Below are 26,725 nucleotides of genomic sequence, written 5' to 3'. Positions count from 1 at the left end.
GTTCGGGTAAAGAGTGAAAAAGTTCGTGTAAGCGGAGTGGATACAGGTAAGAGATTGAAAAGTTCATGTAAAAGCGTCAAAAGTTGATGTAAGAGCGTCAAAAGTTCAGGTAAAGAGTGAAAAAGTTCGTGTAAGCGGAGTGGATACATGTAAGAGCTCGAAAAGTTCATGTAAAAGCGTCAAAAATTCATGTAACCACCTCAAAAGTTCATGTAAAAAACACTCACCCCAACCCCAAAAAACGACTCGCTTCGCTCCTCTAAAATGCCAGCTTTTCGCAAGCGAAAAGCGAAAGTGAAAAAAACAAAATTTCTTAAAAATATTTTTATTAATTCGAGAAACTAAATAATATCAAGCGATACCTAGTAAATACCTCTTAAAAACAGCTAATAATATCAAATTATCTCCAAATATCATTTGCAACATTGAAAAAATATGGTAAATTTAAGTTGTTGTGCAATTATAAAAATTCCATATAATTGCGAATTAGATTCAAAGGGGGAGAAAAATTGACGAAGTTAAAACCGTTTTTATTGTTGGCTTTAGTCTTTATGATGACATTCAGCTCGGCTCTTTTCGGACTGACAGGCATCTCGGCAGCTGTAAACTCATCGAGCGTGCCAAACGTTACGCTAAACGAAGGGGAACTAAACCTTCCTGAAGCTTTCGTAGATCCAGAAGATCCGAAAAAACAGGTGCGCGTGATTATCGAACTCGATAAAGCACCGGCAATTGAAAGCGCTACAAATAAAGGTGTACTTTACAAAAACTTACCTGACAATCAAAAAGAGAGTTTAGAAGCAGCAGTCGTATCGGACCAAGAATCCGTTCAACTTACTATTGCCTCAATCGCTCCTCGTATTACATATCTTGAAAACTTCACGACTGTATTTAACGGATTTTCCGCAGAAGTAGAAGCCGGACAAGTTGAAGAAATCGCAAACCTAAACGGCGTTAAAGCTGTTTACGAATCGACGGAATATCAACGTCCAGAAGTTCAACCCGAAATGAAATACTCAAAAGCATTGGTCCAAGCGCAACAAGCATGGACAGATTATGGCTACCGTGGCGAAGGACTTGTTGTTGGAGTCATCGATACAGGAATTGATCCGAGCCACAAAGACATGGTATTGACAGACAACGCAACTGGCGACATTACAAAATCAGAGGTCGCTGCGTTACTGACTGACAAATCAATCGAAAACGGTAAATTCTTCACAGCAAAAGTGCCATTTGGCTATAACTATATGGATGGCAACAACGAAATTCTTGACCTAGGACCAGAAGCTTCAATGCACGGGATGCACGTTGCCGGAACAGTCGGCGCAAACGGCAATGAAGAAAATGGCGGCATTAAAGGCGTTGCACCAGAAGCGCAATTATTAGCGCTGAAAGTATTTGGGAACGATCCACTATATCCATCAACTTATGGGGATATTTACATTAAAGCAATTGATGATTCGATCAAATTAGGGGCAGACGTTATCAATATGTCACTTGGCTCAACTGCAGGATTTGTGGATTCCTCAAACCCAGAACAAAAAGCAGTGGAACGGGCGACAAATAACGGAATTTTAATGTCAATTTCAGCCGGAAACTCGGACATGTTGGGCTCTGGATATTCTTATCCGCGTGCTGACAACCAAGATTACGGATTGACAGGATCACCGAGCACGTCAATCGATTCATTTGGCGTCGCGTCATTTGAAAACGACATGATTACAGCGAAAAGCTTGGCGTATCAAGTAGACGGCACACAAGCAGGACGCGCATTGTACTTGTTAGCTAACGATGCAGACCCGACAAAACTACCAAATGCAAGCTACGAAGTATTGGCAGCTGGACTTGGAAAACCTACAGATTTTGAAGGGAAAGATTTCACTGGGAAATTCGCGTTAATCTCGCGCGGAGAAATTTCTTTTGTTGAAAAAGGATTAGCAGCTCAAGCAGCAGGCGCAGCAGGCGTGATTGTTTACAACAACACAACTGGTACGATCAGCATGGCGTCAGATGCAGCGATCAAAATTCCATTTATGTCCGCTTTACAAGCAGACGGTGTGAAAATGAAAGAACAATTAGATGCGAATAAAAAGGTGACTGTCGTATTCGATGGTGAATTTCTTGAAATTCAAAACCCGGATGCTGGAAACATGAGTGATTTCACATCTTGGGGACCAACACCTAACCTGGATTTCAAACCTGAAATTACAGCACCAGGTGGTAATATTTTCTCGACACTTAACGACGATAGCTACGGCTTGATGAGTGGTACGTCAATGGCAGCACCGCACGTTTCAGGTGGAGCAGCGTTAATGTTCCAACGCATTGAGGAACTTGGCCTATCAGGTCGCGAGCGCGTACAATTCGCGAAAAACTTATTGATGAATACAGCAGACCCTGTTGAGTTTTCTAAAGGTCAATATGTTTCACCACGTCGTCAAGGAGCTGGATTAATGCAGTTGCATGATGCTTTATCCACAGACGTGATGCTAACAAACAAAGCAACAGGTGACGCAAAAGTAGCATTAAAAGAAATCATAAACGATAAGTTCACGTTCACATTGGAAGCGAAAAACTTATCAGATAAAGCAGCAACGTATGATGTAGCTGTAAATGTCCAAACGGATAACTCGGTAAAATTAAAAGAGTTAAACGTTACAGCACCAAATGCCACAGGATCTTATGTTGTAACAGAAGATGTGGCAATCGATGCACCTAAAACCATCACAGTTCCAGCAAATGGAACAAAAGAAATTACAGTAACAGTAGACGTTTCAGCACTGAAAGGCATGCCAGAATACGCAGCATTTATTAACGGATTTTTCGTTGACGGTTTTGTAACCTTGACAGACAAAAATGAAGAAGTTACTGGCAACACGCAATTAGTCGTTCCGTATTTCGGCTTTAACGGTGGATGGGACGACGCACGCATTTTTGATGAATTCGCGTGGTCAGATGCGAGCTTCTACGGTATCACACAATTAGCAGATGAAGCAGGAAACGATATCACAGGGGGCACACATACAGGGAAATTTGTTCCTGAACGTTTTGCGTTTTCACCAAACGGTGATGAATTGCAAGATGTGGCAGTTCCCGTTTATTCTTTATTAAGAAACGCGAAGAACTTTGAAGTGAACGTATTAGACGCAGCAGGTAAAAAGTTACGGACGATCCGTACCGCTTCAGATTTGACGAAACATTATTCAACAAGTTATTTCTATACATTCGACCCGTTAAACGGCTGGGATGGCATGATTAATGGAAAACAAGCAAAAGATGGCAAGTACCAAATCCAACTTCGCGCGGTGATTGACTACCCGAACGCAGAATGGCAATCAATTAGTTTCCCAATTATCGTTGATACGGTAGCGCCAGAAGCAGCAGCTTCTTATGACGCAGCTACAAAAACAATCACGGTATCAAAATTTGCGGATAACGCTTCAGGCGTTGGCGTAGACCGTTGGGAAGTTTATCAGAATGGTGAAGAAGTGACAGAAAACGAAGACACGCAAGCCGACGAATCTTTGGCACCTTCAAACACTTCTTACAAGCTAGAAACAGCAGTGAAGACAGGTGATGAACTAACAGCAGTCTTTTACGACATCGCTGGCAACGTAACAGAAGTCGAGTTGATGGCTTCTTCGAAAGAAGAAAAAGTTGCACCGGTAATCTTCTTTACATCACCAGAAGTTTTAGAAGTATATGACCAAAAAACAGTAGAAGTTTCGGGGACAGTAGAAGACGATTCGAAAATCGTTTCACTAACTGTCAACGGCGTCAAAGCGAAAGAATTTGACGGCACGAACTTTAAACACAACGTAACATTCAAAGACGGTTCACAGTACGTAACTGTTAAAGCAGTGGATGAGTTTGGCAATGAAATGGAAATTCGTCGCCAGATTTTAGTAGACACAACGCCAGCAGTTATTTCAATCGTCAGTGCACCAAAAGCAGTTGGAGCAAACGTCTCTGAAGTTGAAGTAACATTTAATGTGAAAGACAATATGGACGATATCTCCGCATACGTAAATGGCAACGAAGTTTTCAAAAAAGCGATGTCTGAACCATACGGTAAAGCAAGCTTTAACCAAAACATCAAAACTAAAGTAGCGGTCGATAAAATCGGTGCCAACAATTACACGGTATTGGTGAAAGACGCAGCCGGCCACGAAACTGAAAAAACATTCACGATCACAAAAGCAGCAAAAGTAACATTTAGCGACATTCAAACGTATTGGGCAAAAACTCAAATTGAGGCATTAGCTTCCCAAAACATCATTAAAGGGAAAACCGATACACTTTTCGCACCACAAGAAAACTTAACACGTGCTGAATTTGCAGTATTGCTAACCCGCACACTGGAATTGCCATTAAAAGATTATGAAGGCCGATTCACAGATGCAGGACCAAGCAAAACATGGGCATCAAAAGAAATCGAAGCCGCAGCTCGTGCAGGCATCGTTCTTGGATTGCCAAACAACACGTTCGATCCGAAAGCACCAATTTCTCGCCAAGACACAGCGGTGATGATTATGCGTGCGATCGAATACAAAGAAGCTTCGTTACTAGAAGGCTTAGACACAACGCATAAATTTGCGGACAGCGCGAAAATCAAAACGTATGCAAGTGAGTCTGTTGCACAAGCTTACGCACTTGGCTTGATCACAGGTCGCACAGGCAACATTTTCGACCCACAAGCAAAAATCACACGAGGCGAAACAGCGGCAGTCCTTTACCGCGCCCTCGATAAGATGGATCTATTGAAATAAGCTATTCTATAGAAGAAACGTAAAAATTCTTCTGTAAATAAATCAGGCAAGCAATCAGATTTTTGATTGCTTGTTTTTTTTGTTGTATAAGAAATCGCTACAGTTGCCGCGGGCTTTCACCATCTTTCGCTCTTTCTTAGGTTTCTTCGCATGGTATAGAGTTAGAATGCCATGATAACTTTTATATCCATATTAGGAATTGGTACGTAGCTATTTGTACTATCGCGTTTCGCATGCGAAACGCTGGCATTTTAGAGGAGCATAGCGGATCGTTTTTATGGGTTGGGTTTGAGAGTTTTTAGATGAATTTTTTTAGCTGTTACATGAATTTTTTAACCTCTTACCTGAACTTTTCAGCTGTTTACATGACTTTTCGACCGCCTTACATGAATGCAGTCCTCTTACACGAAATTTTTCACGTTTTACATGAACTTTTGACGTCTTTACCCGACTTTTTCAGCTCTTTACATGAACTCAAAAATTCTCAACCAATTCATCACTTTTTCAGAATCTACATTTGTTTTACCCCAAGTTCAAAAAACTGATTGAAAACTGTTCGCGTGGCGAACAGCCTAAAATAATAGCTGCCGCATTTTGCCCATACTCTATCAACCACCTACCCAGCCGAGGAGCGCCAAGGGCTAGACGAAGCAAGAAGACGAGTGCACTTCTCGGCTTCTTGCGAAAGTCATGCCCAAAGCGAACGAAGGCGACTCTAGAACCTGCACTCACTCCTCCCATATAAAAAGTATATTCATCAGCTATATCATCCGAACCTAGCCGAGGAGCGCCAAGGGCTAGACGAAGCGGTAAGACGAGTGATCTTCTCGGCTTATCGCGGGAGTCATGCCCAAAGCGAACGAAGGCGACTCTAGAACCTGCACTCACTCCTCCCATATAAAAAGTATATTCATCAGCTATATCATCTGAACCTAGCCAAGGAGCGTCCACGGGCTAGGCGAAGCGGTAAGACGAGTGATCTTCTCGGCTTATCGCGGGAGCCATGCCCAAAGCGGCCGAAGGCGACTATTAGAACTTCACACTAGCTACTAATCAAAAAAAGTAGCTCTATCTATATCAACCAACTACCCAGCCGAGGAGCGCCAAGGGCTAGACGAAGCGAGAAGACGAATGCACTTCTCGGCTTCTTGCGAAAGCCATGCCCAAAGCGGCCGAAGGCGACTATTATCAACCTATTTAAATTACCTAAAAAAAGGAAATAACCAGTATCCCAAATAATCCAAATACCCAAAAACCCTCCCGAAATCCCACAAATAAGATAGCTTTGGAACCATGGACTTTTGGTCGTTTTACTGGAAAAATGAAGTTGATTTAATTATTTGATAATTAAGATAATATTCGTTTAAGAGGAGGAACACGTATGGGGAAAACGCGTGTATTGGTATGTTTGGTATTGGTGTGGAGTAGCTTTGTCGCTTTTGGGAGCCAAGTGCTGTCAGAAGCACCAAGTCCTGAAGTTAATTTGACAAAAGCGATGTTGAAGCCACAATCGCCAAAAGAAAAGGTGCGTATCATTATTGAGTTACAAGAAGAGCCGACCATTGAAGCGGCGACGACGAAAGGTATTCTGTATAAAGAATTGCCAGAGCGTCAAAAAGAGCAAATTGAAGCAGCAGCGCTAGTAAAGCAAGAAGCTGCGCAAATGGCGATTGTTAAAGTAGCACCGAAAATCGATTATCTCGAAACGTTTACGGCAGTGTTTAATGGCTTTTCTGCAGAAGTTGAAGCGGGACAAGTCGCAGAAATCGAGAAGCTGCCGAATGTGAAGGCGGTTTATGAGGCAACCGAATACGAACGGCCAGAAGTAGAGCCGCTCATGAAACATTCAAAAGAGCTCGTGCAAGCGCAACAAGCTTGGCGCGATTATGGCTTTAAAGGAGAAGGCATGATTGTCGGGGTGATTGATACGGGAATCGACCCGAGTCACCGAGATATGATATTGAGCGATAACGAAACGGCTGCATTAACACAGGCGGAAGTCGAAGAGTTTGTTTCAGATCACAGCATTGAAGAAGGGGCATTTTTTACAGACAAAGTGCCATTTGGCTATAACTATATGGATGCCAATTCGGAAATCCGGGACGTAGCCCCAACGGCATCGATGCACGGTATGCACGTATCGGGAACAATCGCGGCCAATGGCGATGAAGAAAATGGCGGCATTAAAGGAGTTGCTCCAGAAGCGCAATTGCTAGCGCTGAAAGTATTCGGCAATGACGCCATGTATCCGACGACTTTTGGAGATATTTACATTAAAGCAATCGATGACGCCATTAAACTAGGCGCAGACGTCATCAATATGTCACTCGGCGCAACGGCTGGCTTTGTGGATACATCAAGTCCAGAGCAGCAAGCAGTTGAACGCGCGACAAATAACGGCATACTGGTTGCCATATCTGCTGGTAATGAAGACATGTTGGGATCAGGATTCCAATCACCGTTTGCGAAAAATCAAGATTACGGGTTAATCGGCACACCGGGAATCGCGATGGACTCGTTAGGTGTCGCATCTTTTGAAAATAGTGTAATCACGACAGAAAGTTTTACGTATCAAGTAGACGGTGTCCAAACCGGTCGAGCACTCTATATAGCCGCAAATGACATCGATCCGACAACGTTACCTAAAGAATCGTACCCTGTTGTCGAAGTAGGTCTTGGACAACTAGAAGATTTTGATGGAAAAGATGTAACTGGCAAATTTGCTTTAATTGAACGAGGCATTATTCCGTTTTCAGAAAAAGCCTTTTTGGCAGAATCAATGGGTGCTGCGGGTGTCATTATTTACAACAACACGACAGGACCCGTCAATATGGAATATGATCCGTATATCCAAATTCCGTTTTTGTCGACACTGCAAAAAGATGGATTGGCGATGAAAGCAGAGTTGGATGCAGGAAAAGAAGTTACCGTTGCTTTTGACGGCCAACAACTGGAAACACCCAATCCAAATGCCGGCAAAATGAGTGAATTTACCTCTTGGGGACCAACACCCAATTTGGATTTTAAACCAGAAATTACCGCACCAGGAGGTAATATTTTCTCCACACTTAACGCCAATGAATACGGCTTAATGAGTGGAACTTCTATGGCGGCACCGCATGTAGCAGGCGGAACAGCACTTGTCTTCCAGCGCATTGAAGAGCTGGGACTAGAAGGTCGGGACCGCGTCGAGTTTGCGAAAAACTTATTGATGAACACGGCCAATCCCGTGGAACTCATTCCCGGGCAATATGTGTCGCCGCGTCGTCAAGGAGCGGGTCTCATGCAGTTGCATGACGCACTATCGACCGATGTGATGGTGACGGACGAAAATACCGGTGACGCTAAAGTCGCGTTAAAAGAAATTAAAGACAATTCTATTACGATGACGCTACAAGCTGAGAATTTCTCGGATACGGATGCGACGTATAAAGTTGCAGTCAGCGTACAAACCGATTACACAATTAAACACCCGGATCGGAAAATTGATATTACCGATCCAAATCGTGCCGGCTCGAACGTTGTGACAGATCTCGTCAATATCACTCTACCCGATACCGTTACAGTGCCAGCAAACGGCATAGAGGAAATCAGTGTGACAATCGATATCTCGACTTTACGCGGACGTCCAGAATTTGCGGCGTTTACGAACGGGTACTTTATTGATGGATTTATTACATTAACCGATGCCAACGAAGAAGTGACTGGCAACACGCCGCTTACCGTACCGTATTTCGGTTTTAACGGTGGGTGGGACGACGCGCATGTTTTTGATGATGTCGCGTGGAATCCCGATACGTTTTACGCAACCACGTTCTTGACCGACGAAAACGGACAAATTATAAATGGGGGCAGCCATCAACAAGGCTTTGTGCCAGAAGGTTTTGCTTTTTCACCAAATGGTGATGGCAGCCGGGAATCGATTATTCCGGTGTTCTCGCTCTTGCGAAATGCCAAGCAATTAGAAGTCAATGTACTCGACGCGAATGGCAAAAAACTGCGGACCTTGCAAACGGAAAAGAATTTAGTGAAAAACTTCGCTGAATACTTTTCGTATTATTACGATTTCATCAACGAATGGAACGGGGAAGTGCTCGGCAAACCCGTCAAAGACGGCAGCTATCAAATCGAAATGCGTGCGGTCATTGATTATCCAGATGCTGAATGGCAAACCTTAACAATGCCAATTCTTGTTGACACAGTCGCACCAACTGCAACTGCGACGCTCAACGGATCAACCAATACCGTGAACGTCACTAGTTTTACCGATAACACAGGTGGCGGCGGAGCGGACCGCTGGGAAGTGTTCCACAACGGCGTCGAACTTACTGAAGATCTCGATACCTTTGAAGACGAATCGCTAGCGCCGAAAACCACCAGCTACAAACTGCCAGTTACGATCAATAAAGGCGATCGACTAACAGCGGTTTTCCATGACACAGCTGGCAATAAAACCACGGTGTTCTTAACAGGAGCTGTTGCCGATACAGAAAAACCGGCAGTTTCTATTCTAGCACCTGGACTTTTTGAAGTGCTAGGTACAAAACGTGTCGAGGTGTTTGGCAGTGTAGAAGACAGCTCGCGCATCGTGTCGGTTACAGTAAACGGCGAAAAAGCGAAGCGTTTTGACGGTCTGTTTTTCCAACACGTTTTAACACTCGATGACGGCCGTAACGATATTTTTGCGAAAGCAATTGACGAAGCGGGCAACGAACTAGAAGTGCGCAGCCAAGTGTTAATCGATACAAAACCTGTAGAAATCGAACTAGTGGATGTTCCAGAAACAGTAGAAGCTGACCAGAACAGTACGGAAGTAAGGTTTAATGTGACCGACAATATGGACCAAATCAAAGTGTATTTAATCGATAGTGAAGTATATAGCCACGCCATGAGCGAGCCTTACGGAGAAAATAGCTTTGAGGAAGACATTACAATCGATGTTCCAGTGGAGAGTTCAGGTGAAAACGAATTTACCTTAAAAGTAATCGATGCAGCAGGCAACGTGACAGAAGAAAACTTTACAATTACAAAATAATGCCGAAATAGCTGAGACGAAGTTGTCTCAGCTATTTCTTTTTGTTTTAGGTTATAATAGGTCAAAAGGGGGGCTCCAAAAATGAAAAAGATACTCCTAGGAATCTTAGCGGCATGTGTGTTAGCGATTGGTGTAGGAACGCTAATCATACTTTGGTACGTGGGGATGTTTGTTTTCGATAAAGTTGAGGACTCCCGAACTGAAGACGAGATAGCGAAAGCCTTTATCGAAGAAAAATATGGTATGGACGCTATCTTTATAAATATTACACCTGACAACTTTGTGGATGGCAAAAGTTATAGAATGGCTTTTAAAGAACAAGAAGATGTGGTCTTCACAGTCACATTCGAAACCGTAGATTACGCCACCGTTTACCATGATGATTACGAAATTATGTTGGCAGAGCATGAAGCAAAAGAACAAGCAGAAAAAATCTTGCCACAAATAGAAGAGATTGGATTTAAAAAACCGTTAAGTGGTTTGCTTGTACAAACTGGTTTGGAAAATATAAAAAACGAGAAACGCATTCGCTGGCTAACGCTAGAAACCGAAACGAGTTACGAAACCATTGAAAAATCCGAAATCGAATCCATAATTGCGGTGTTGAATCTTGTGGGAAATCACGATATCGATGTTCAGAAAATTAAATTATACAACCGCTGGGATCGGTCACAAATTGTTTTAGACTTGCAGGAAATAGAGGATGTTCAAAGCGACGAAGAAATAGAAGCATATATCAGGAGCCGGTAAACTCAAATAATCTATTTTTCTAATAGGGATATTAGGCTAAAAAGGGGTGATACTGGGTGAAAAAGAATTTCCTAATCGTCATGATGATACCTTTTATATTAATCAGTGGAGTCGTAATGTGGTGGCTCGTTAATCGGATAATTGATGATAAAATAGAAGACCATAAGATAAAAGAATTTATTGAAGAAAAGTATGACATGGAAGTTGATATTATTAGTGAAACAAATGCCAGTATGACAGAGGGGCATAGTTACCAAATGGCTTTTGAAGAACAAAAAGATGTTGTTTTTACGGTCACGGTAGATACCGAAAATTACGCTACCATTTACCGAGATGATTACAAAATGCAATTGGCATTTTATGAATTAAAAGAACAAATGGAAGAACTATTGCCTGAATTAGAAGAGCTCGGATATACAAAACCAGCGAATGGCGATTTCGTCGACCACGTTGTAAAAGACTTCCGAACACAAGACTCAGTTCGATGGGTGATTCTAGAAACAGATAGCCAACTAGACACCATTGAAACGTCCGAAATTGAAACAGTGAAAAAATTTCTTGATCTTCAAGAAAAACACAATCTGGATTTCCAAAAGTTTTTTATCACCGATAAAGATGGCATACACGGAATTTTGATAGACCTTCGCGAATTAGGCGACAATCGAAGTTTAGCGGAAGTTGATACGTACATCAGGGGCCAGTAAACTCGAACAACCTGCTTTTCTAATGGGTATAATAGGATAAAAAGGAGTGAAACTGGATGAATAAGAATCTCCTGCTTGTACTCGCAATCCCTGTTGTCTTAATAGGTGGCGTCATTGTGTGGTGGGTCGTTAATTATATGATGGATGATTACGTGGAAGACAATGATACTAAAGAGTTTATTGAAGAAAAATATGGCATGGACGTTGATATTATTAGCGAAACAAATCCCAGTATGACAGAAGGACATAGCTATCAAATGGCTTTTAAAGAACAAAAGGATGTCATTTTTACCGTTACTAGAGACATTGAAAAATACGCTACGATTTACCGCGATGATTACAAAATGCAATTGGCATATGTTCAATTAAAAAAACAAATGGAAGAGCTATTGCCTGAGTTAGAACAGCTCGGGTATACGAGGCCTTCTGATGGAATATTTGTCGATCATGTTATTAAAGACCTACGGACACAAGACGCACGTCGTTGGGTAGCACTCGAAACAAAAAGCGACCTTAGCACCATTGAGCAGTCTGAGATCGAGCAAGCGAAAAAACTTGTCGATTTCCAAGAAAAACACAAGATCGATGTTCATATTATTTATATTGTGGATAAAAACCGGAAATATGGAATTCCACTAGACTTCCGTGAAATAGGCGATAATCGAAGTTTAGCAGAAATCAGAGCGTATATTGAGAACACAAGACGAGGCGACTTAGTAACGATAAGCCAACAGATGCAAGACGAATTGGAAGACGCAGCTACTCAAGCACAAACAGAACACTTTGAATTTCGTCTCGATAGCGAAGAAGAAAAATGGCTTTATTGCAATGCGGTCGATAAACAAGGAAATTGCACGGATCTATACGCCTATCTTTTTTTTGAGTCAGGTCAACTCAGCAAACAAAACCCTAATTTAGCGGCGGATTTTGACGCCATCTTTGCTTTTTTTGACAACATCGAGCCGCCGTTAACAACCGTTAATTTATCAATGCGAGATGCAGAAGGGCGAGGGATGAACTTTTCACTTGATGAACGTCAAAACTATGCCTCAACCCAAGAACTGATTGATGACTTGTTTTACGATTAACAACAGACCAGCGAAATAAATCGAACCATTGCCCACACAAACCGTCTATAATAAAATCAACAACGAAAAAAGTGAGCTGATTTGAAATGACACGAAAAACATCTAAAGAAATCAAAAAAACCAATCAAATCATCGCCGCTTTATCAGTAGCGCTGGTACTCGTAATGGCATTGGGCATTTATGTAATGATGAAACCAGATTTACCAGAGCCATCCTTATCCGCTCAGCAACAAACCGAAAGTAACACCCCAGAAGCGGAAACCGAACTCGCATCAATGATTGCTAATGCCAAAACACATGTCTACACGCTGTACACCGACCTCGAACAAGGATCAGGCTTTCTCATCAACAACCAAGGAGACATATTAACTAATGGCCACGTAGTGTTGGACGCCTCGTACATCACCGTCAAAAACAGTGACGGTCAGGAATTTAACGGCAACATTATCGGCAAGTCTGAAACACAAGATTTGGCCATCGTCCGCGTCGACGAACTAGCGGGAAAAGAACCACTCGAAATTGAAATGGAACCCGTCGATATTGGCACACCCGTCGTCGCCATCGGCAGTCCGAACGACCAAAGCAACACGGCTACGACAGGCGAAGTCACCGATACCGACCTTGATTTCTCCGATCAATTTGAATACACCAATCTATACGAAATGAGCGCAGAAATTGCACAAGGTTCGAGTGGGGGACCATTAATCGCAGCCGACACCGGAAAAATACTGGGCATCAACTCCATCATTATCGAAGAAAACCCAGAATCCGGCTACGCGATCCCAATCTACACCGTATGGGATCAGTTAACAGAATGGATCAACAACCCAATCGCACCCGAAGAGCAGGAAATTGTCCTACAAGACGTCAAAGATGCGTACTTCGCCGACGATCTACTCGAAAGCTTTATCTCATCGTATTACGAGCTATTGCCGTATTCGCTGAACGATAGCGAATCGAGCTTTTACTTGTCTTACATTTTCCCAGGCAGTGACGCCGAACAACAAGCGACCGGGCTAATTGAAGAATACAGTGAACCGAATCGTATTTACGACATTGTCGAGCCGACTATCACCGCTATCGAAATCGAAGGCGACAGCGCATTGGTCGAAGCAGAAGCGGAGTTTACGTATCACGACAAAGCGAGCGACAAGTCGTCTACCATTTCGCACGAGGGAATATACACAGTTGTGATTGATGAGTACGGAGATTATCAGATAGAGGGTATTGTGAATCAGTGAGGAGCAGGCTCTTAGAGAGTCTGCTTTTTTATGTGTTTAGAAGTATAGGAGGGTGGTGATAGATTTTGAGGAGTTTTAGAAGTCGCCTTCGGCCGCTTTGGGCATGGCTCCCGCGATAAGCCGAGAAGAGCACTCGTCTTATCGCTTCGCCTAGCCCGTGGACGCGCCTCGGCTGGGTAGTTGGTTGTTAGAGAAAGAGCTACTTTTTTAGTAGGTAGTGTGAAGTTCTAGAAGTCGCCTTCGCTCGCTTCGTCTAGCCCGTGGCGCTCCTCGGCTGGGTAGTTGGTTAATATACAAAGAGCTACTGTTTTTGAGTAGTAGGTAGTGTAAAGTTTTAGAAGTCGCCTTCGGACGCTTTGGGCATAGCTCGACTAGGTTCGGATGATAGTTGATGAATATATTTTTTATATGGGAGGAGTAAGTGCAGGTTCTAGAGTCGCCTTCGCTCGCTTTGGGCATGACTTTCGCAAGAAGCCGAGAAGAGCACTCGTCTTCTTGCTTCGCCTAGCCCGTGGCGCTCCTCGGCTGGGTAGTTGTTTAATGAGATAGAAAGAGTAGGGCATCTTAAAGCTCAACGTTTTTACAAAAGCATGCTCCTTTTATACAGGTATTTCATGAATCGTCACATCTTATCTGTGAAGTGGAATGGGTAAAATGCGGCAGCTATTATATTAAGCTGTTCGCCACGCGAACAGTTTCCAATCAGTTTTTTGAACTTTTGATTAACCAAATGGAGATTTAGGAAAGTGGTGCGCTTGTTGAGGATTTTGGAGTTCATATAAAGAGCTGGAAAAGTCGGATAAAGACGTCAAAAGTTCATGTAAAGAGAGAAAAAGTTCATGTAAAACGCGTCAAAGTTAGTGTAAGAGGACCGCATTCATGTAAAGCGTCCGAAAAGTCATGTAAAGACCTCGAAAGTTCAGGTAACAGGTTAAAAAGTTCATGTAACAGCCAAAAAAGTTCGCATAAAAGCTCCCAAACCCAACTCACAATAGATGCCAGCGTTTCGCAAGCGAAACGCGATAGTACAAATAGCTACGTACCAATTCCTACTATTGATACAAAAGTTAGAATTGAATTCTATTTCGATACTATGCGAAGAAACCTAAGAAAAAGCGGAAGATGGCGACTCCCGCGGGAAAGCGCCCATCTGTAGCGAATTCTCCCCCCGAAAAATAAAAAAGGGGACCAGCAAAAACCTGCTATTAGCAGACTTTCGGGTCACCCTTTTGGAATTCCGTATAGAATTAGAAACGTTTGAAGCTGTGGAATTTCTTGCCCCAGTATGGATCATTCATGCTCTTAACTTCAGCTTTCGCTCCGCCTGAATGCACGAACTGGTTGTTACCGATGTAAATCCCAACGTGTGAGATCCCAGCGCGGTACGTATTAGCAAAGAAAACCAAATCTCCTGGCTGTGGAGTGCTAACAGTGTAGCTCTCCGCATATTGCGTTAACGTCGAACGTGAAACACTCTTACCGGCTTGTTTAAACGCATATTGGATAAATCCGCTGCAATCAAACCCAGCAGTCGTCGTGCCACCAAATTTGTAAGGAATGCCTTTCAATGCCAATGCTTCTGAAACGACTGCAGAAGAAGAAGTTGAAACGGAAGCTTTCTTAACCGTTGTAGAAGTTAACAATGTGCTTAAAATCCAACCAGACTTGCCGTTGACTTTTACTTTGTACCAAGTTGATTTGCCGACTTTCTTTTGGTGAGTCGCTGTAGCAATTGACCCTTTTTTAGCAACTGTGATAACTTTGTTTTTTGTTCCCGCATCCGCGCGAACATTTGAAGTGTATTTGGTTTTAAATGTACCTGATTTGGCAGTTGCTTTGCTTGCAGCAACTTGCTCTATAGTTGAAACTGTAGATTCTTGAGAAGTAGAAATTTCGTTTTGAACGGGTTGAGCGGCCTGGGCGTCAGTGACTGAGTTAGCAAATAGCAATGATCCTGCTGTAAGTAGCGTGAAGAATATCTTTTTCATTGTTGTTGGTTCCTCCAAGTTTTTCATTATTCAAGTATATGAATTAATAATATTTTGCTCTGTCATTTACTATATAGACAGAACAACTTAAAAACAACGTCAATTTAATTGCAGTTATATTACAGTTATATAACAAATAAAAGGCGGCTCCAAAACCCAGTCATACCAAGCATTTATAAACAGAAAAAATATGGGAAATATGTTTATTTTAAAAAAATTCACGTTTAAACAGAAAAATCGGGATTTTTATTACAATTAAATGGTTAATAAAACCATAATTAAAAAGTATTACAGCTATACGTGGCCTATACAAAATCAAAAAAATATGAAAAAGGGTGTGGACAGACTATCAGGTAAATCTATTTGTCGATAAATTGCTAAATAGAATAGATTAATATCTCAATTGCGTAACTAATGAGATTACAATAATGATTTGCGAATGAATTTTGACAAGTAGACCCCAACTTCTTACAATGAATTAAAGTCTGAACATTCAAAAAGAGGTGTGAAAATGAAAAAGGTTTTATCGATAGACGGGGGCGGCGTGCGAGGGATTATTCCAGCGATGCTGCTTGCAGAACTAGAAGCACAAAGTGGAAAGCCGGTTTCGGAGCTATTTGATTTGGTCGTCGGGGCATCAACGGGAGGCATTTTAGCACTCGGACTGGTTGCGCCAGATCCGCAAAATCATACGAAGCCTCGCTACACAGCTGCACAGTTTTTAGGCTTTTACAAAGACGAATCACACGAAATCTTCGATAAATCCTTATTTTTCAAAATCACCCGCGGCATTTTCACAAGCCGTTATCAAGCTCGTGCACTTGAAAAAGCACTCAAAAAATATTTTGGCCCGACAATGCTCTCGGAAGCAATCGCAGATGTCGTTGTGCCTAGCTACGAACTCCATGGACGCTTTACTGCTTTTTTCAAAAGTCGCGACATTCACACGAAAAAAATCGAACGCGACGTGAAGATGACAGACGTCGCACGTGCTGCCTCTGCAGCACCCACTTATTTCACTCCCAAAAAAATAAAAGAATACCCAGGCGCTAGCTTTATCGATGGCGGCGTATTTGCCAACAATCCAGCGATGTGCGCGTATGCCGAAGCAAAAGAACTTTTTCCAGACGAAGAATTATTAATCGTCTCGCTCGGAACCGGCAACCCGCAGCTCACCATTCAATTCGAGAAATACAGAACATGGGGACTGCTTAGTTGGGCCAAACCTTTATGGTATGTCTTATCCGACGGCAGCTCAGACGTTGTCGACTACCAACTAAAATTTGTGCTACCAAACCGAGAAGAAAGCCAACGCTATTACCGCTTCCAAATTGAATTGATCCAACCCGGCACCGAAAAACTAGACGACGGCTCAGCACAAAACATCAACGCACTCATCAAACTCGGCCAAGAATTACTCGACACACGCCGCGAAGAAATTCAGAAGCTCTGCAAACAATTAGTCGAGTAACACAATTGCAATCAATTTGTAGTGGTTCTAATCACATGAACAAGCTAAAATAAGAAAGCGAATAAAATAAACCCAGAGACTACAGTTAAATTCCACTTGGGCAGTTTGCAAAGCCATAAAACCGCGCTGGTCGCTTTGGGGATGACTCCCGAAAGAAGCCAGGAAAACCACCTGTCTTCTTGCTTCGTCTACCCCGTGGACTCGCCATCGCTAACGTCTGTGACAAATAGGTGTGGTAAATAATATTGAGATTTTTTTATGAATAAAGAAGTCAAAAGAAGAGGGGCTGGAACAAACTGTTCCCAATACCTCTTTTGTCTACAAGCTGCAATAACCCTTCGCACGTTTTAAATTTTCCTTCTATATAATGTAGCCGTAAGAAAACGAACTTGATGCATTTAAACTACAACATTCACCACACACTAAGAAGAAAGCACGCGGGGCGGCGAAGGGCAAAAATGTGCTACTGCATAGCTACGCTAGCTTCGTCCGCGGAAAGCGTCCGTTTGATGCGGAGGATCCTATATAAATACAAAACAATGAATTACTATTCTTTTGTCTACAAGCTGGAAAAGATAACATCTTTCTTCTATATAATATGAATTCCCTTGCTGAGAAAAGTAAGGACACAAAGCAATCATTCTATTAATACTCATCGCACAATCAAAAGAAACATAACTTAAAGGAGACACCCCCATGACTAGAAGATACGATTATATGGATTGGTTGCGTGCGATATCGATATTCGTCGTTGTCGGCATCCATGTAGTATCAAAAATTATCAATAGCACGACAACCGATGATTGGATTTGGCATTTTGCCAACATCTTTGATGCCGGCTTACGCTGGTGCGTTCCAGTATTTTTCATGCTAAGTGGTGCATTGCTATTGACGCGTGGAAAAGAAGAAAGCGTTTCAGAATTTCTCAAAAAACGCTTATCAAAAATCGTCATTCCGCTAATCTTCTGGAGCATTATTTACACCCTGTACAATATATTTGAGCTGGAAGAATCCTACACTGTTTATGAAATTATCGTTCAATTCCTAACGGATGATATTTATTACCACTTATGGTTTCTTTACACCATCACTGGTCTGTACATCATGACGCCATTCTTGAAATTACTCGTTCAGCATATGGACAAAAAAACTTTCCAAGCGTTGTTACTGTTTTGGGTTATCTTCTCAAGTTTCTTACCATTCCTACCAAAATTCTTCGATTTCGAAGTCGCTTTCTCGGCAGGACTATTCGAACCGTACATCGGTTACTTTTTACTTGGTGCATATCTCGTTTTATATCCCGTACCGAAAAAATACTTGCCGACACTTGGCATACTGGCACTTATTAGTTACATCTTGACTGTCTGGGGCACATATTATTTAAATATTGGTCAACCAGTAGGCGAGTTCGATGAGTTTTTCTACGAACATTACCGACCAAATAACTTACTGATTACATTATTCATTTTTATTGGCTTTCAACACATGGCGAATAAGATTAAATCAAACGCATTGGTTACACGTATAAGTACCGCAACATTCGGCATTTACATTATCCATCCGATTATCCAAATTTATTTAAATAAGTTTTTTGGACTCAATGAAACCACCCTTAATCCGATTATTAGTGTGCCGCTTGTATGGATCATCATTTTCAGTATTTCCTTCGGTATTATTTTAGTCATGCAAAAACTACCGATTATGAAACGATTAATCCCATAGAAAAAAAGCTTCTCAACAGAAAACTGGTTCAGAGTTTAGAAAAGCCTAACTAGAACGAATAACGGTGTATATTTTCCAGCTGTACTGGTTGTGAGGGGCACCCTCGTCGCTGAAAACCCATGCTCCTGCATCGCTAAGCTAAAGCCACTGTCCGAGGTTCCTTCGCTCACTGACTTTCCTGTGGAAGAATGGAGTAATTAGATAGCGCAGGAGCTTGCGATGAGGAAACTCATTTGGCCGTTCTTGACAACTGGCACCGCAACAGGATATTGTGGTGCCAGTTGCATCACTCATATCTTGTAGGCTCAAAGCGTCTGCTTAGTGCGAAGAAATCCTATCTAAATACAGTGAAATATTGTAATATTCTTTTGTCCAAAAGCTGAGCCCATCTTCTAATAGGAGACGGGCTTTTTTTAGTTGGTTAAATAAAAAAATTTAAAAATCAGTAAAAAAGAGTGATTGTAAAGACCTAAAAAGTGATACAGAAGAAAAAGAGAACACCTAAAAAAGTAAAAATTTATCAAATAATTTCCATTTTATTAAATAATCCTAACTATTTAAAAGGAAAACACAACTATTGTCTAATGTTTTTTTGGTTTTATAATGCAAAGTATCTATTAATGGGTTATAATAATTAAATATTTAGAAAACTAAAACTTTTAACCTAGATTTAACTCGAATGACATAACCTAGTAATTATGATTGGCACTAAAGTTTGATGTCAGTAAGCTAAAGTACTCAGGAACCACTGGATTTAATAATGACGCAAGAGAGGTGAACGGCTTTGAATGCTAAAACCATACTTGTTACCGGAGGGCACGGATTTATCGGGTCTAATCTCATCCATTATTACTTAAACAAATACCCGGAATACAAACTCGTGAATATTGATTACAATACCGAAGCCGCTAGCTCAGAAACTACTTCTGGACCCAATCAAGCATCTCGTTATTCGTTTCACCGAGTGGATATCCGAAACGCTTACGCGGTCAATCATTTATTCGAGCTTTACGACATAACTGACATTATGCATTTTGCAGCAGAAACACGCAGCGAGGAACAAGTTGGGGAAATTCGACTTTACGAACAAACTAATGTGCTCGGTACGATGAATTTATTGCAAGCGGCACAAGACGCTTGGATGGAATCAGCACATCAGCCAAAAGAAAAATACACAGCATCATGTTTCCACCATATTTCGGTAACAGATTCTTTTAAACCTACGTTATACAGCGACAGTAAAAAAAGAGCGGATGACATGATTTATGAGTTCCATAAGAATACCGGGTTAAATGTCATTACGACTGCAAGCCCGGAAGTGTTCGGACCGATGCAAAAAGAGGGAGAATTGATCCCAACGTATATCGAACAAGCGCTAAAAGGTAAATTAGGTGTTTTTGAAGAGTCAACTGAAAATATCCGGTATTGGCTGTTTGTTAGCGATCTATGCGAAGCGATTGATACGGTATTTCACTTAGGAAATTCCGGAAGCCGGTACGAACTAGGTTATAATGCTCGATTGACAGACCGAGAACTTGCTTGGTGCATCATATCACTGATGGGTGCTCTTCATTTCCCGGGAAATTATGAACATCAAAAATACAATATTATAAAGAAGGGCGCTTTTTCATCAGAAAAAACACCACATAAAAAATTGCCAGGGATTGCGCCAGTTACACCATTCGAAAAAGGATTACGCATCACGTTTAATTGGTATTCCAATAAAAACAAAACTGAGGATTTTCTGAAAAAGTAGTAGAAGATAAAACAGTAGATGAGGTGGGCGCATGAACACATTCAAAAATGCCGAATTTTTCGATTTTGAAAAACCAAAAGAATCAATCCAATCGATTGCACTGATTCATAAAAACATGAAGTCGGGCGGCATCGAAATGTTAGTCGTGAAAATGGTGAAATGGTTCAGTGCGAATGGCTATAAAGTTACATTGTTCTTGTATAGCAGCGGCGGACCATTATTACGTGAACTAGAATCGCTTAAAGGCGTAACGATTGTCGTGGATGAAGATTTGAGAGATCCAACGATTAACTTATGGCTTGCGACTAAAATGTTAAGCAGACGCATCGAACAGAAATTCGATTTGGTTTACTCATTTGGGCCGTTGTCGTTCTTATTATCGTACTTATTGCCAGCAAGAAAACGGTTGTCAGGAGTATACTCTCCAGACAGCTATGCTCAAAAAGGGGTAGGCGGAGCAGTCAAAGCGTTAAAGTTAATCGATCCAAAATTTGCTCAAAAACTGATGTTCATGAATCCATCGATTAAAGAAAGAACGGAAAATGCGATTGGACAACCATTAGGAAATGCGATTTTCCCACTGCCGTTGGATTTTTGCACAGCGATGAGTCCACTAGGCAATTCTGAATCCCGACGCATTGTCTCTATCGGTCAATTAGCACACTTTCGCACTTATAACTATTACATGATCGATATTATGGAAAGGTTAATCCAAATCGATCCGGAATTTACGTATCACATTTACGGGATAGGGCAAGGAGAAGATAGCTTGCGTAAAAAGATTGCCAATTCCCCAGCACGTAATCATATCTTTATGCACGGTAAGTTCAAACCGAGCGATAAAAAAGCAGCATTGCAAAACACGTTTTGTTTTGTAGGCATGGGCGTTCCGCTTATCGAAGCAGCGGGCTGTGGCATTCCGGGAATTGTCGGCAAAGTAAACGACCGTTTCGGATTAACAGAAGGCTTTCTTCACCAATTGCCACCGTATGAAAGTGGCGATTCTTTCTCAGATAAGAGCGAGTTGTTCAGTGTCGAAGAACAAATTATGAAGCTGCTATCGAGCAAAGAAGAATACAACAAAATTTCCAAAAAAGAGCGCATGAAAGCAAATGAGTTTGAAAGCAATCACGTGATGGAGAATTTTATCAAAGAAGCAGAATTCAATAAATTCTTAATCCGGTTACACTGAAGAAAAAGTAGGTAATTTCACTCATGAAAATTTCTCTATATAAATAGTGATAGATTATAAATCAATTAACAAGGTATTGCCTAAATAAATGTGTAATTTAGACTAGTATTCTGTGTAAAAAAGTATTATACTGGGAATAACCAATAACAAGAGATACGTCAGACCTGTAAAATGCATATGAAAGTGAGATGAATGCTTTATGGAAGAGTATAACTCTTATAAAGAAAAAGTGGAGAAACAACATAACAAAGCCATAGTAGAGGTGGTAAAAGACCTATACGTTAATGAGGATATAGGACCATCTGTTAGTGCCAAAAAGCTTGGTATTCCGAGACAAGCATTCATTTACTTTGTGGAGCTATACGATTTGAAAAGATTGAAATTCGCAAATAGTAAAAAAAAAACCATCTCCCTCTCAAGAAGCGAACTCATCCAATAGAGTAATCGATTAAACCTGCTCATAGAACCTTGGAGCAGGTTTTTGTTTGGGTGAAAATAAGAAGAAATCGCTTCAGTCGGACGCTTTCCGCGGGCACAACCTCTGCCGCTTCCCTCGCTTTGCTCAGTCCAGTGGCTCCGGCTCGTGCTTTCCCCGCAGGAGTCGCCGACTTTCGCTCTTTCTTCTAGGTGTCTCTTTTATAACTAGTTAATTATCGGGGGAGGTGAACTTAATACACAGTGTGATAACAAATCCTTGTAAGAGCGCCAAAAATTCGGGTAAAGAACAAAAAAGTTCATGTAAAGACTTCAAAAGTTCATGTAAGGACTATAAAAGTTCATGTAAAAGCAAAAAAACTTCACATATAACTACGAAATTTGCTGGTAAGAACTCTTCTATAAGAGGAAAATTCACTTTAGCGAAGGTGTACCGAGCGATCCAGAACCACTTATTTATTTAACCTCACAAACTTGCTGCCACAATCCCTAGCTGAGGAGCGCGAAAGCCACGCCCAAAGCGAGCGAGGCGATGTAGAAAGGAGGTCATGAAGAAATCGCTTCAGACGGACGCTTTCCGCGGGCACGGCCTCTGCCGCTTCCCTCGCTTTGCTCAGTCCAGTGGCTCCGGCTCGCGCTGTTCCCGCTGGAGTCGCCGACTTGCGCTCTTTCTTCTGGGTGTCACTTTTTATAACTAGCCACTCATAATGGGAGTTGAACTTAATACACCACGTGATAACAAATCCTTGTAAGAAGTTCAGAAATCCGGGTAAAGAACAAAAAAGTTCATGTAAAGAGTTCAAAAATTCATGTAAGAACTCATCTATAAGTGGGAAATTCACTCCAGCGAAGGTGTACCGAGCGATTCAGAACCACTCATTCAACTAACCACTCAAAATTTTAAGCACTTTTCATACCCACAACCCCAAGCTGAGGAGCGCCAAGGGCTAGGCGAAGCGGGGAGACGAGTGCTCTTCTCAGCTCATCGCGAAAGCCACGCCCAAAGCGAGCGAAGCAACTAAAGAACCCGCCCCCCCTATTCCCACAAAACACACAAGCAGCTAAGTAATCCAACTCCCCAAGCTGAGGAGCGCCAAGGGCTAGGCGAAGCGGGGAGACGAGTGCTCTTCTCGGCTCATCGCGAAAGCCATGCCCAAAGCGAGCGAAGCGTTTCTAAAACCCAAACAAAAAAGCACAACCCTCACAGGCTATGCTCTCCATCTTACATATTCAAATGCGTCTTCAACGTCGACTGAATCTCCGCCAGCTCCGCATCATTCATCATATAATACCAAATCCCGTTAATCGTCTCGCCAGTACCATCCTCGACCATCAACTGATCAACCGTACCAATCGCATCACGGTAATTCGACTGCACATCCATCATCTCATCAAACGTCATATTCGTACGCACATTATCTCCCAATGCCGTAAAAATACTCTTATAATTCAACAAACTATTAACCGATGCACCTTTTTTCATAATCCCTTGAATCACTTGCTTCTGGCGATTCTGACGACCAAAATCACCTTCAGGATCTTGTTTACGCATACGCACATACCCTAAAGCTTCTTCGCCATCCAACTCGATTGTGCCTTCTTTAAACTCATCAAAAGCTAACGTGTTATTCACTTCCACACCGCCAACTGCATCGACAATATCTTGGAAGCCTTCCATGTTCACTTGCAACACATAGTCAATTGGAATATCCAACAAGTTCTCAACCGTCGCCATCGACATTTCAATACCGCCAAATGCATACGCATGGTTAATCTTGTCTGTCGTACCGCGTCCAACAATCTCCGTATACGTATCACGCGGAATGGATACCATCTTCGTCGATTCATCAGCCGGGTTTACCGTCATGACAACCATCGTATCCGAACGTCCACGATCGTCTTCGCGCTCATCAACACCGAGCAATAATACAGAAAATGGATCTTGTTCGCTCAATACAACTTCTTGGTCAATCGTACGTTTCTCAGAGACTTCACGCTCAATCGGCTCGTGAATTTCGTCTAATGTATTCGTGAAACTATTATAAATCGTAAATAAGTAAATCCCAAGACCGATCACGATAACTCCGAGTATTCCGAGGATCCATGGCCATTTCTTCTTTTTAAGCTTTTTTTCTTTTCGACTCATCTTAGGATTCTCCTTTTAGTTAGCGATAAAATACGCTTCCAGTTCTTCTGCCCATAATTCTGCGCCTTTGCTGTTTGGAAGACCATCTTCAGTCAAGTGATCTTTTAGGACCTCATTGTCTGTATCTGGCCAAGCTGTCCAATGATTAATATAAGCATAATCATACAGTTGTGCAAATTCTTTAAGAGCGGCGATTTGCGCTAAATAATAACCGGCACCGTATATCGGCTGAGAAGGGTGGAGAACCAATACCGCATCTTCTACTTGTTCAGTCAGTTTAGCTCTAAACTCGTTAATATGTTCACGTTCTTGTTCAATCGCCACAATGCCGTTATTCATCAAAGTCATTGGCTCAAGAAGTACTACGTCATAGCCTGAAGAAAGATCTACATCAAGCAAAGATTCAGAAGTGCCTTCTATAGAAAGAATGTCTACTTCGATAAAGTCGGCATACGCTTCCTCTAATGAAGCTTCTAGACGTTCTGCGTAACCAGGATCACCTGATTCTAAAGCTGCAGAACCCGCTATCAGTACCTTCAAACGCTCACCATTTTCATTTCTTTCAACAAACAAATTCTGTAAGGGTTCACCCATATTAGTGATAAGTTCATTGATTTTCACATTTTTGTCACTTTTTACCTCTTTGGTTTTGTCCTTTTTCTGATCATCGCTCACAGCACTCACAGCTTCTACGGGAGCTATCACATTTTCAAGCTTGTCCTGCCACGTTAAATAGCTAAAAACTAGTGCAATAATACAAATAATAACAGCTAGGACAGCGCCAATTTTATACATTTTCATCATAATACTCCTTTCAAAAAGCACCTATACTTACAAATAAAGATAGCATAAATAATCCTAATAGCCTACTAAACTTTTTAAAATTGGAAGTTCTTTTGACTCTTTCCTATGCTATACTATTTTATGTTGTTTATGGATTAAAAATGATAAGAATATGAAATAAAAGGAGATAATTACTAAATGGAAGAAACCATCAGTTTACAAGACCTTTTTAAGACCCTGAAAAAACGGGCCGGGTTAATCGCACTTATGACGATTTTAGCTATCACTATCGCAGGCGTAGTATCGTTCTTAGTCCTGACACCAATGTATCAGACTTCCACACAAATCTTGGTAAACCAAGAACAGTCGGAAGCTGCCCAATTAACAAACCAAAACATTCAAACCGATCTTCAATTGATCAATACATATTCAGTTATCATCAAAAGTCCCGCTATTTTAGATGAAGTAGCTAACCAACTGGATCTTGATATGTCTGTGGAACAATTAAACAATATGATTACTGTAAATACCGCTGAAAACTCTCAAGTGGTAAACGTAACAGTACAAGATGCTAATCCAGCACTAGCAGTAGACATCGCTAATACAACAGCAAAAGTATTTGAAAGCGAAATTCAAAACTTAATGAATGTCGATAACGTATCAATTTTGTCTCCAGCTGTATTAAAAGAGAATCCGTCACCCGTAGCGCCAAACCCGATGTTAAACATGGCAATTGCTGCTGTCATTGGAATGATGCTTGGCGTCGGAATCGCATTCTTATTGGAATACTTAGATACGACGATTAAAGACCAACAAGATATCGAAGAAATCTTAGACATTCCTTTACTAGGTGTCATTTCTCCAATTAAAGAAGAAGCCAAACTAGAGCAAACCACATCATCGAAGAGAAGGGCGGGATAGAAAATGGCGAGAAAGAAAAAAGTCCTGCAGGAAACTGCGCGTAAACTCATCGCATTTACAACACCTCGCTCCGTAGTGACCGAGCAATTCCGTACATTGCGTACGAATATCAATTTCTCATCACCAGATTCTGAAATCCGTACAATGGTTGTCACGTCAGCAGCACCTTCAGAAGGAAAGTCAACAACGGCAGCAAACTTAGCCGTAGTATTTGCACAAGAAGGCAAAAAAGTCTTATTAATAGATGGCGATATGCGCAAGCCGACTACTCATTACACATTCCGTATGGGGAATACGATTGGCTTATCAAGTGTCTTGACGCGCCAAAGTTCGATTCAAGAAGTTATTCGTGCGACAGCTGTAGATCGTTTAGACTTAATGACATGCGGCCCGATCCCACCAAATCCGGCAGAATTACTGGCTTCAAAATCGATGGACACATTGATTGAACAGCTTAAAAATACGTATGACTTAATCATTTTTGATGCCCCACCTGTTTTATCTGTAACGGATGGCCAAATTTTAGCGAATAAATGCGAAGGTACGATTCTTGTTGTCAGCTCAGGAAATACCGAAAAAGACAAAGCATTAAAAGCAAAAGAAGCAATCGAATCTTCCAATAGCCGCTTAATCGGTGCGGTATTGAATAATTTCGAATTGCCAAAAGATAGCTATTACTATCAATATTATGGAAACACAGAGTAAAAAGGCTTGCCCTTTTTAC

General features: G+C 41.6%; 16 protein-coding genes. 13 read left to right on the top strand and 3 right to left on the bottom strand.

The window, feature by feature from the left end:
- Positions 1–509 precede the first annotated feature (509 nt).
- From BBI08_RS13325 to BBI08_RS13290, 6 genes are all read left to right on the top strand, one after another.
- The gene (locus BBI08_RS13325) at positions 510–4,769 is read left to right on the top strand and encodes a S8 family serine peptidase (protein ID WP_008496944.1); all 4,260 of its coding nucleotides are present in this window, start codon (positions 510–512) and stop codon (positions 4,767–4,769) included.
- Positions 4,770–6,150: 1,381 nt separating this feature from the next.
- Positions 6,151–9,804 carry a S8 family serine peptidase gene (locus BBI08_RS13310; RefSeq protein ID WP_008496945.1) on the top strand — a complete coding sequence of 1,218 codons (3,654 nt, stop codon included), beginning with the start codon at positions 6,151–6,153 and terminating at the stop codon, positions 9,802–9,804.
- 81 nt (positions 9,805–9,885) lie between these two features.
- Entirely contained in the window at positions 9,886–10,554 is a 669-nt protein-coding gene (locus tag BBI08_RS13305) for a hypothetical protein (protein ID WP_065528207.1), read from the top strand.
- Between the two features lie 56 nt (positions 10,555–10,610).
- Positions 10,611–11,258 (top strand): hypothetical protein, encoded by a 648-nt coding sequence (locus BBI08_RS13300; protein ID WP_008496949.1) that lies wholly within the window; start codon positions 10,611–10,613, stop codon positions 11,256–11,258.
- 56 nt (positions 11,259–11,314) lie between these two features.
- Entirely contained in the window at positions 11,315–12,346 is a 1,032-nt protein-coding gene (locus tag BBI08_RS17210; RefSeq protein ID WP_065528206.1) for a hypothetical protein, read from the top strand.
- An 86-nt stretch (positions 12,347–12,432) separates the two neighbouring features.
- A complete protein-coding gene (locus BBI08_RS13290) occupies positions 12,433–13,587 on the top strand; it encodes a S1C family serine protease (RefSeq protein ID WP_008496951.1) in 1,155 nt (384 codons plus the stop codon).
- Positions 13,588–14,834: 1,247 nt separating this feature from the next.
- Here BBI08_RS13290 and BBI08_RS13285 read toward each other — a convergent pair.
- On the bottom strand, positions 14,835–15,575 hold the full coding sequence (locus BBI08_RS13285; RefSeq protein WP_065528205.1) for a C40 family peptidase: 741 nt from the start codon (positions 15,573–15,575) through the stop codon (positions 14,835–14,837).
- Positions 15,576–16,086: 511 nt separating this feature from the next.
- On the opposite strand from BBI08_RS13285, the gene BBI08_RS13280 reads away from it, so the two are divergent.
- The 5 genes from BBI08_RS13280 to BBI08_RS13260 all read left to right on the top strand — a co-directional run bounded on the left by BBI08_RS13280 (position 16,087) and on the right by BBI08_RS13260 (position 22,155).
- A complete protein-coding gene (locus BBI08_RS13280; protein ID WP_008496953.1) occupies positions 16,087–17,046 on the top strand; it encodes a patatin-like phospholipase family protein in 960 nt (319 codons plus the stop codon).
- A gap of 696 nt (positions 17,047–17,742) precedes the next feature.
- Positions 17,743–18,768: an acyltransferase gene (locus BBI08_RS13275; RefSeq protein ID WP_008496954.1), complete on the top strand. Its 1,026-nt coding sequence runs from the start codon at positions 17,743–17,745 to the stop codon at positions 18,766–18,768.
- A 784-nt stretch (positions 18,769–19,552) separates the two neighbouring features.
- Positions 19,553–20,524 (top strand): GDP-mannose 4,6-dehydratase, encoded by a 972-nt coding sequence (locus BBI08_RS13270; RefSeq protein WP_008496955.1) that lies wholly within the window; start codon positions 19,553–19,555, stop codon positions 20,522–20,524.
- A gap of 31 nt (positions 20,525–20,555) precedes the next feature.
- Positions 20,556–21,716 carry a glycosyltransferase gene (locus tag BBI08_RS13265; protein WP_008496956.1) on the top strand — a complete coding sequence of 387 codons (1,161 nt, stop codon included), beginning with the start codon at positions 20,556–20,558 and terminating at the stop codon, positions 21,714–21,716.
- Positions 21,717–21,915: 199 nt separating this feature from the next.
- Positions 21,916–22,155, top strand: coding sequence for a hypothetical protein (locus tag BBI08_RS13260; protein WP_065528204.1), 240 nt, complete (start codon positions 21,916–21,918; stop codon positions 22,153–22,155).
- A gap of 1,218 nt (positions 22,156–23,373) precedes the next feature.
- Here the strand turns inward: BBI08_RS13260 and BBI08_RS13255 are convergent.
- Both BBI08_RS13255 and BBI08_RS13250 read right to left on the bottom strand, forming a co-directional pair.
- Positions 23,374–24,297, bottom strand: coding sequence for an LCP family glycopolymer transferase (locus BBI08_RS13255; protein ID WP_065528203.1), 924 nt, complete (start codon positions 24,295–24,297; stop codon positions 23,374–23,376).
- A 15-nt stretch (positions 24,298–24,312) separates the two neighbouring features.
- Positions 24,313–25,101 (bottom strand): SGNH/GDSL hydrolase family protein, encoded by a 789-nt coding sequence (locus tag BBI08_RS13250; protein ID WP_237146544.1) that lies wholly within the window; start codon positions 25,099–25,101, stop codon positions 24,313–24,315.
- Between the two features lie 177 nt (positions 25,102–25,278).
- Between BBI08_RS13250 and BBI08_RS13245 the strand changes: the two genes are divergently transcribed.
- The gene (locus BBI08_RS13245; RefSeq protein ID WP_008496959.1) at positions 25,279–26,001 is read left to right on the top strand and encodes a YveK family protein; all 723 of its coding nucleotides are present in this window, start codon (positions 25,279–25,281) and stop codon (positions 25,999–26,001) included.
- 3 nt (positions 26,002–26,004) lie between these two features.
- Positions 26,005–26,706: a CpsD/CapB family tyrosine-protein kinase gene (locus BBI08_RS13240; RefSeq protein ID WP_008496961.1), complete on the top strand. Its 702-nt coding sequence runs from the start codon at positions 26,005–26,007 to the stop codon at positions 26,704–26,706.
- Positions 26,707–26,725: the final 19 nt, after the last annotated feature.

The organism is Planococcus halocryophilus, assembly GCF_001687585.2.
Lineage (GTDB): Bacteria > Bacillota > Bacilli > Bacillales_A > Planococcaceae > Planococcus > Planococcus halocryophilus.
The sequence above is the reverse complement of the archived record's forward strand: the minus strand, read 5'-3'. Positions and strand labels throughout refer to the sequence as shown.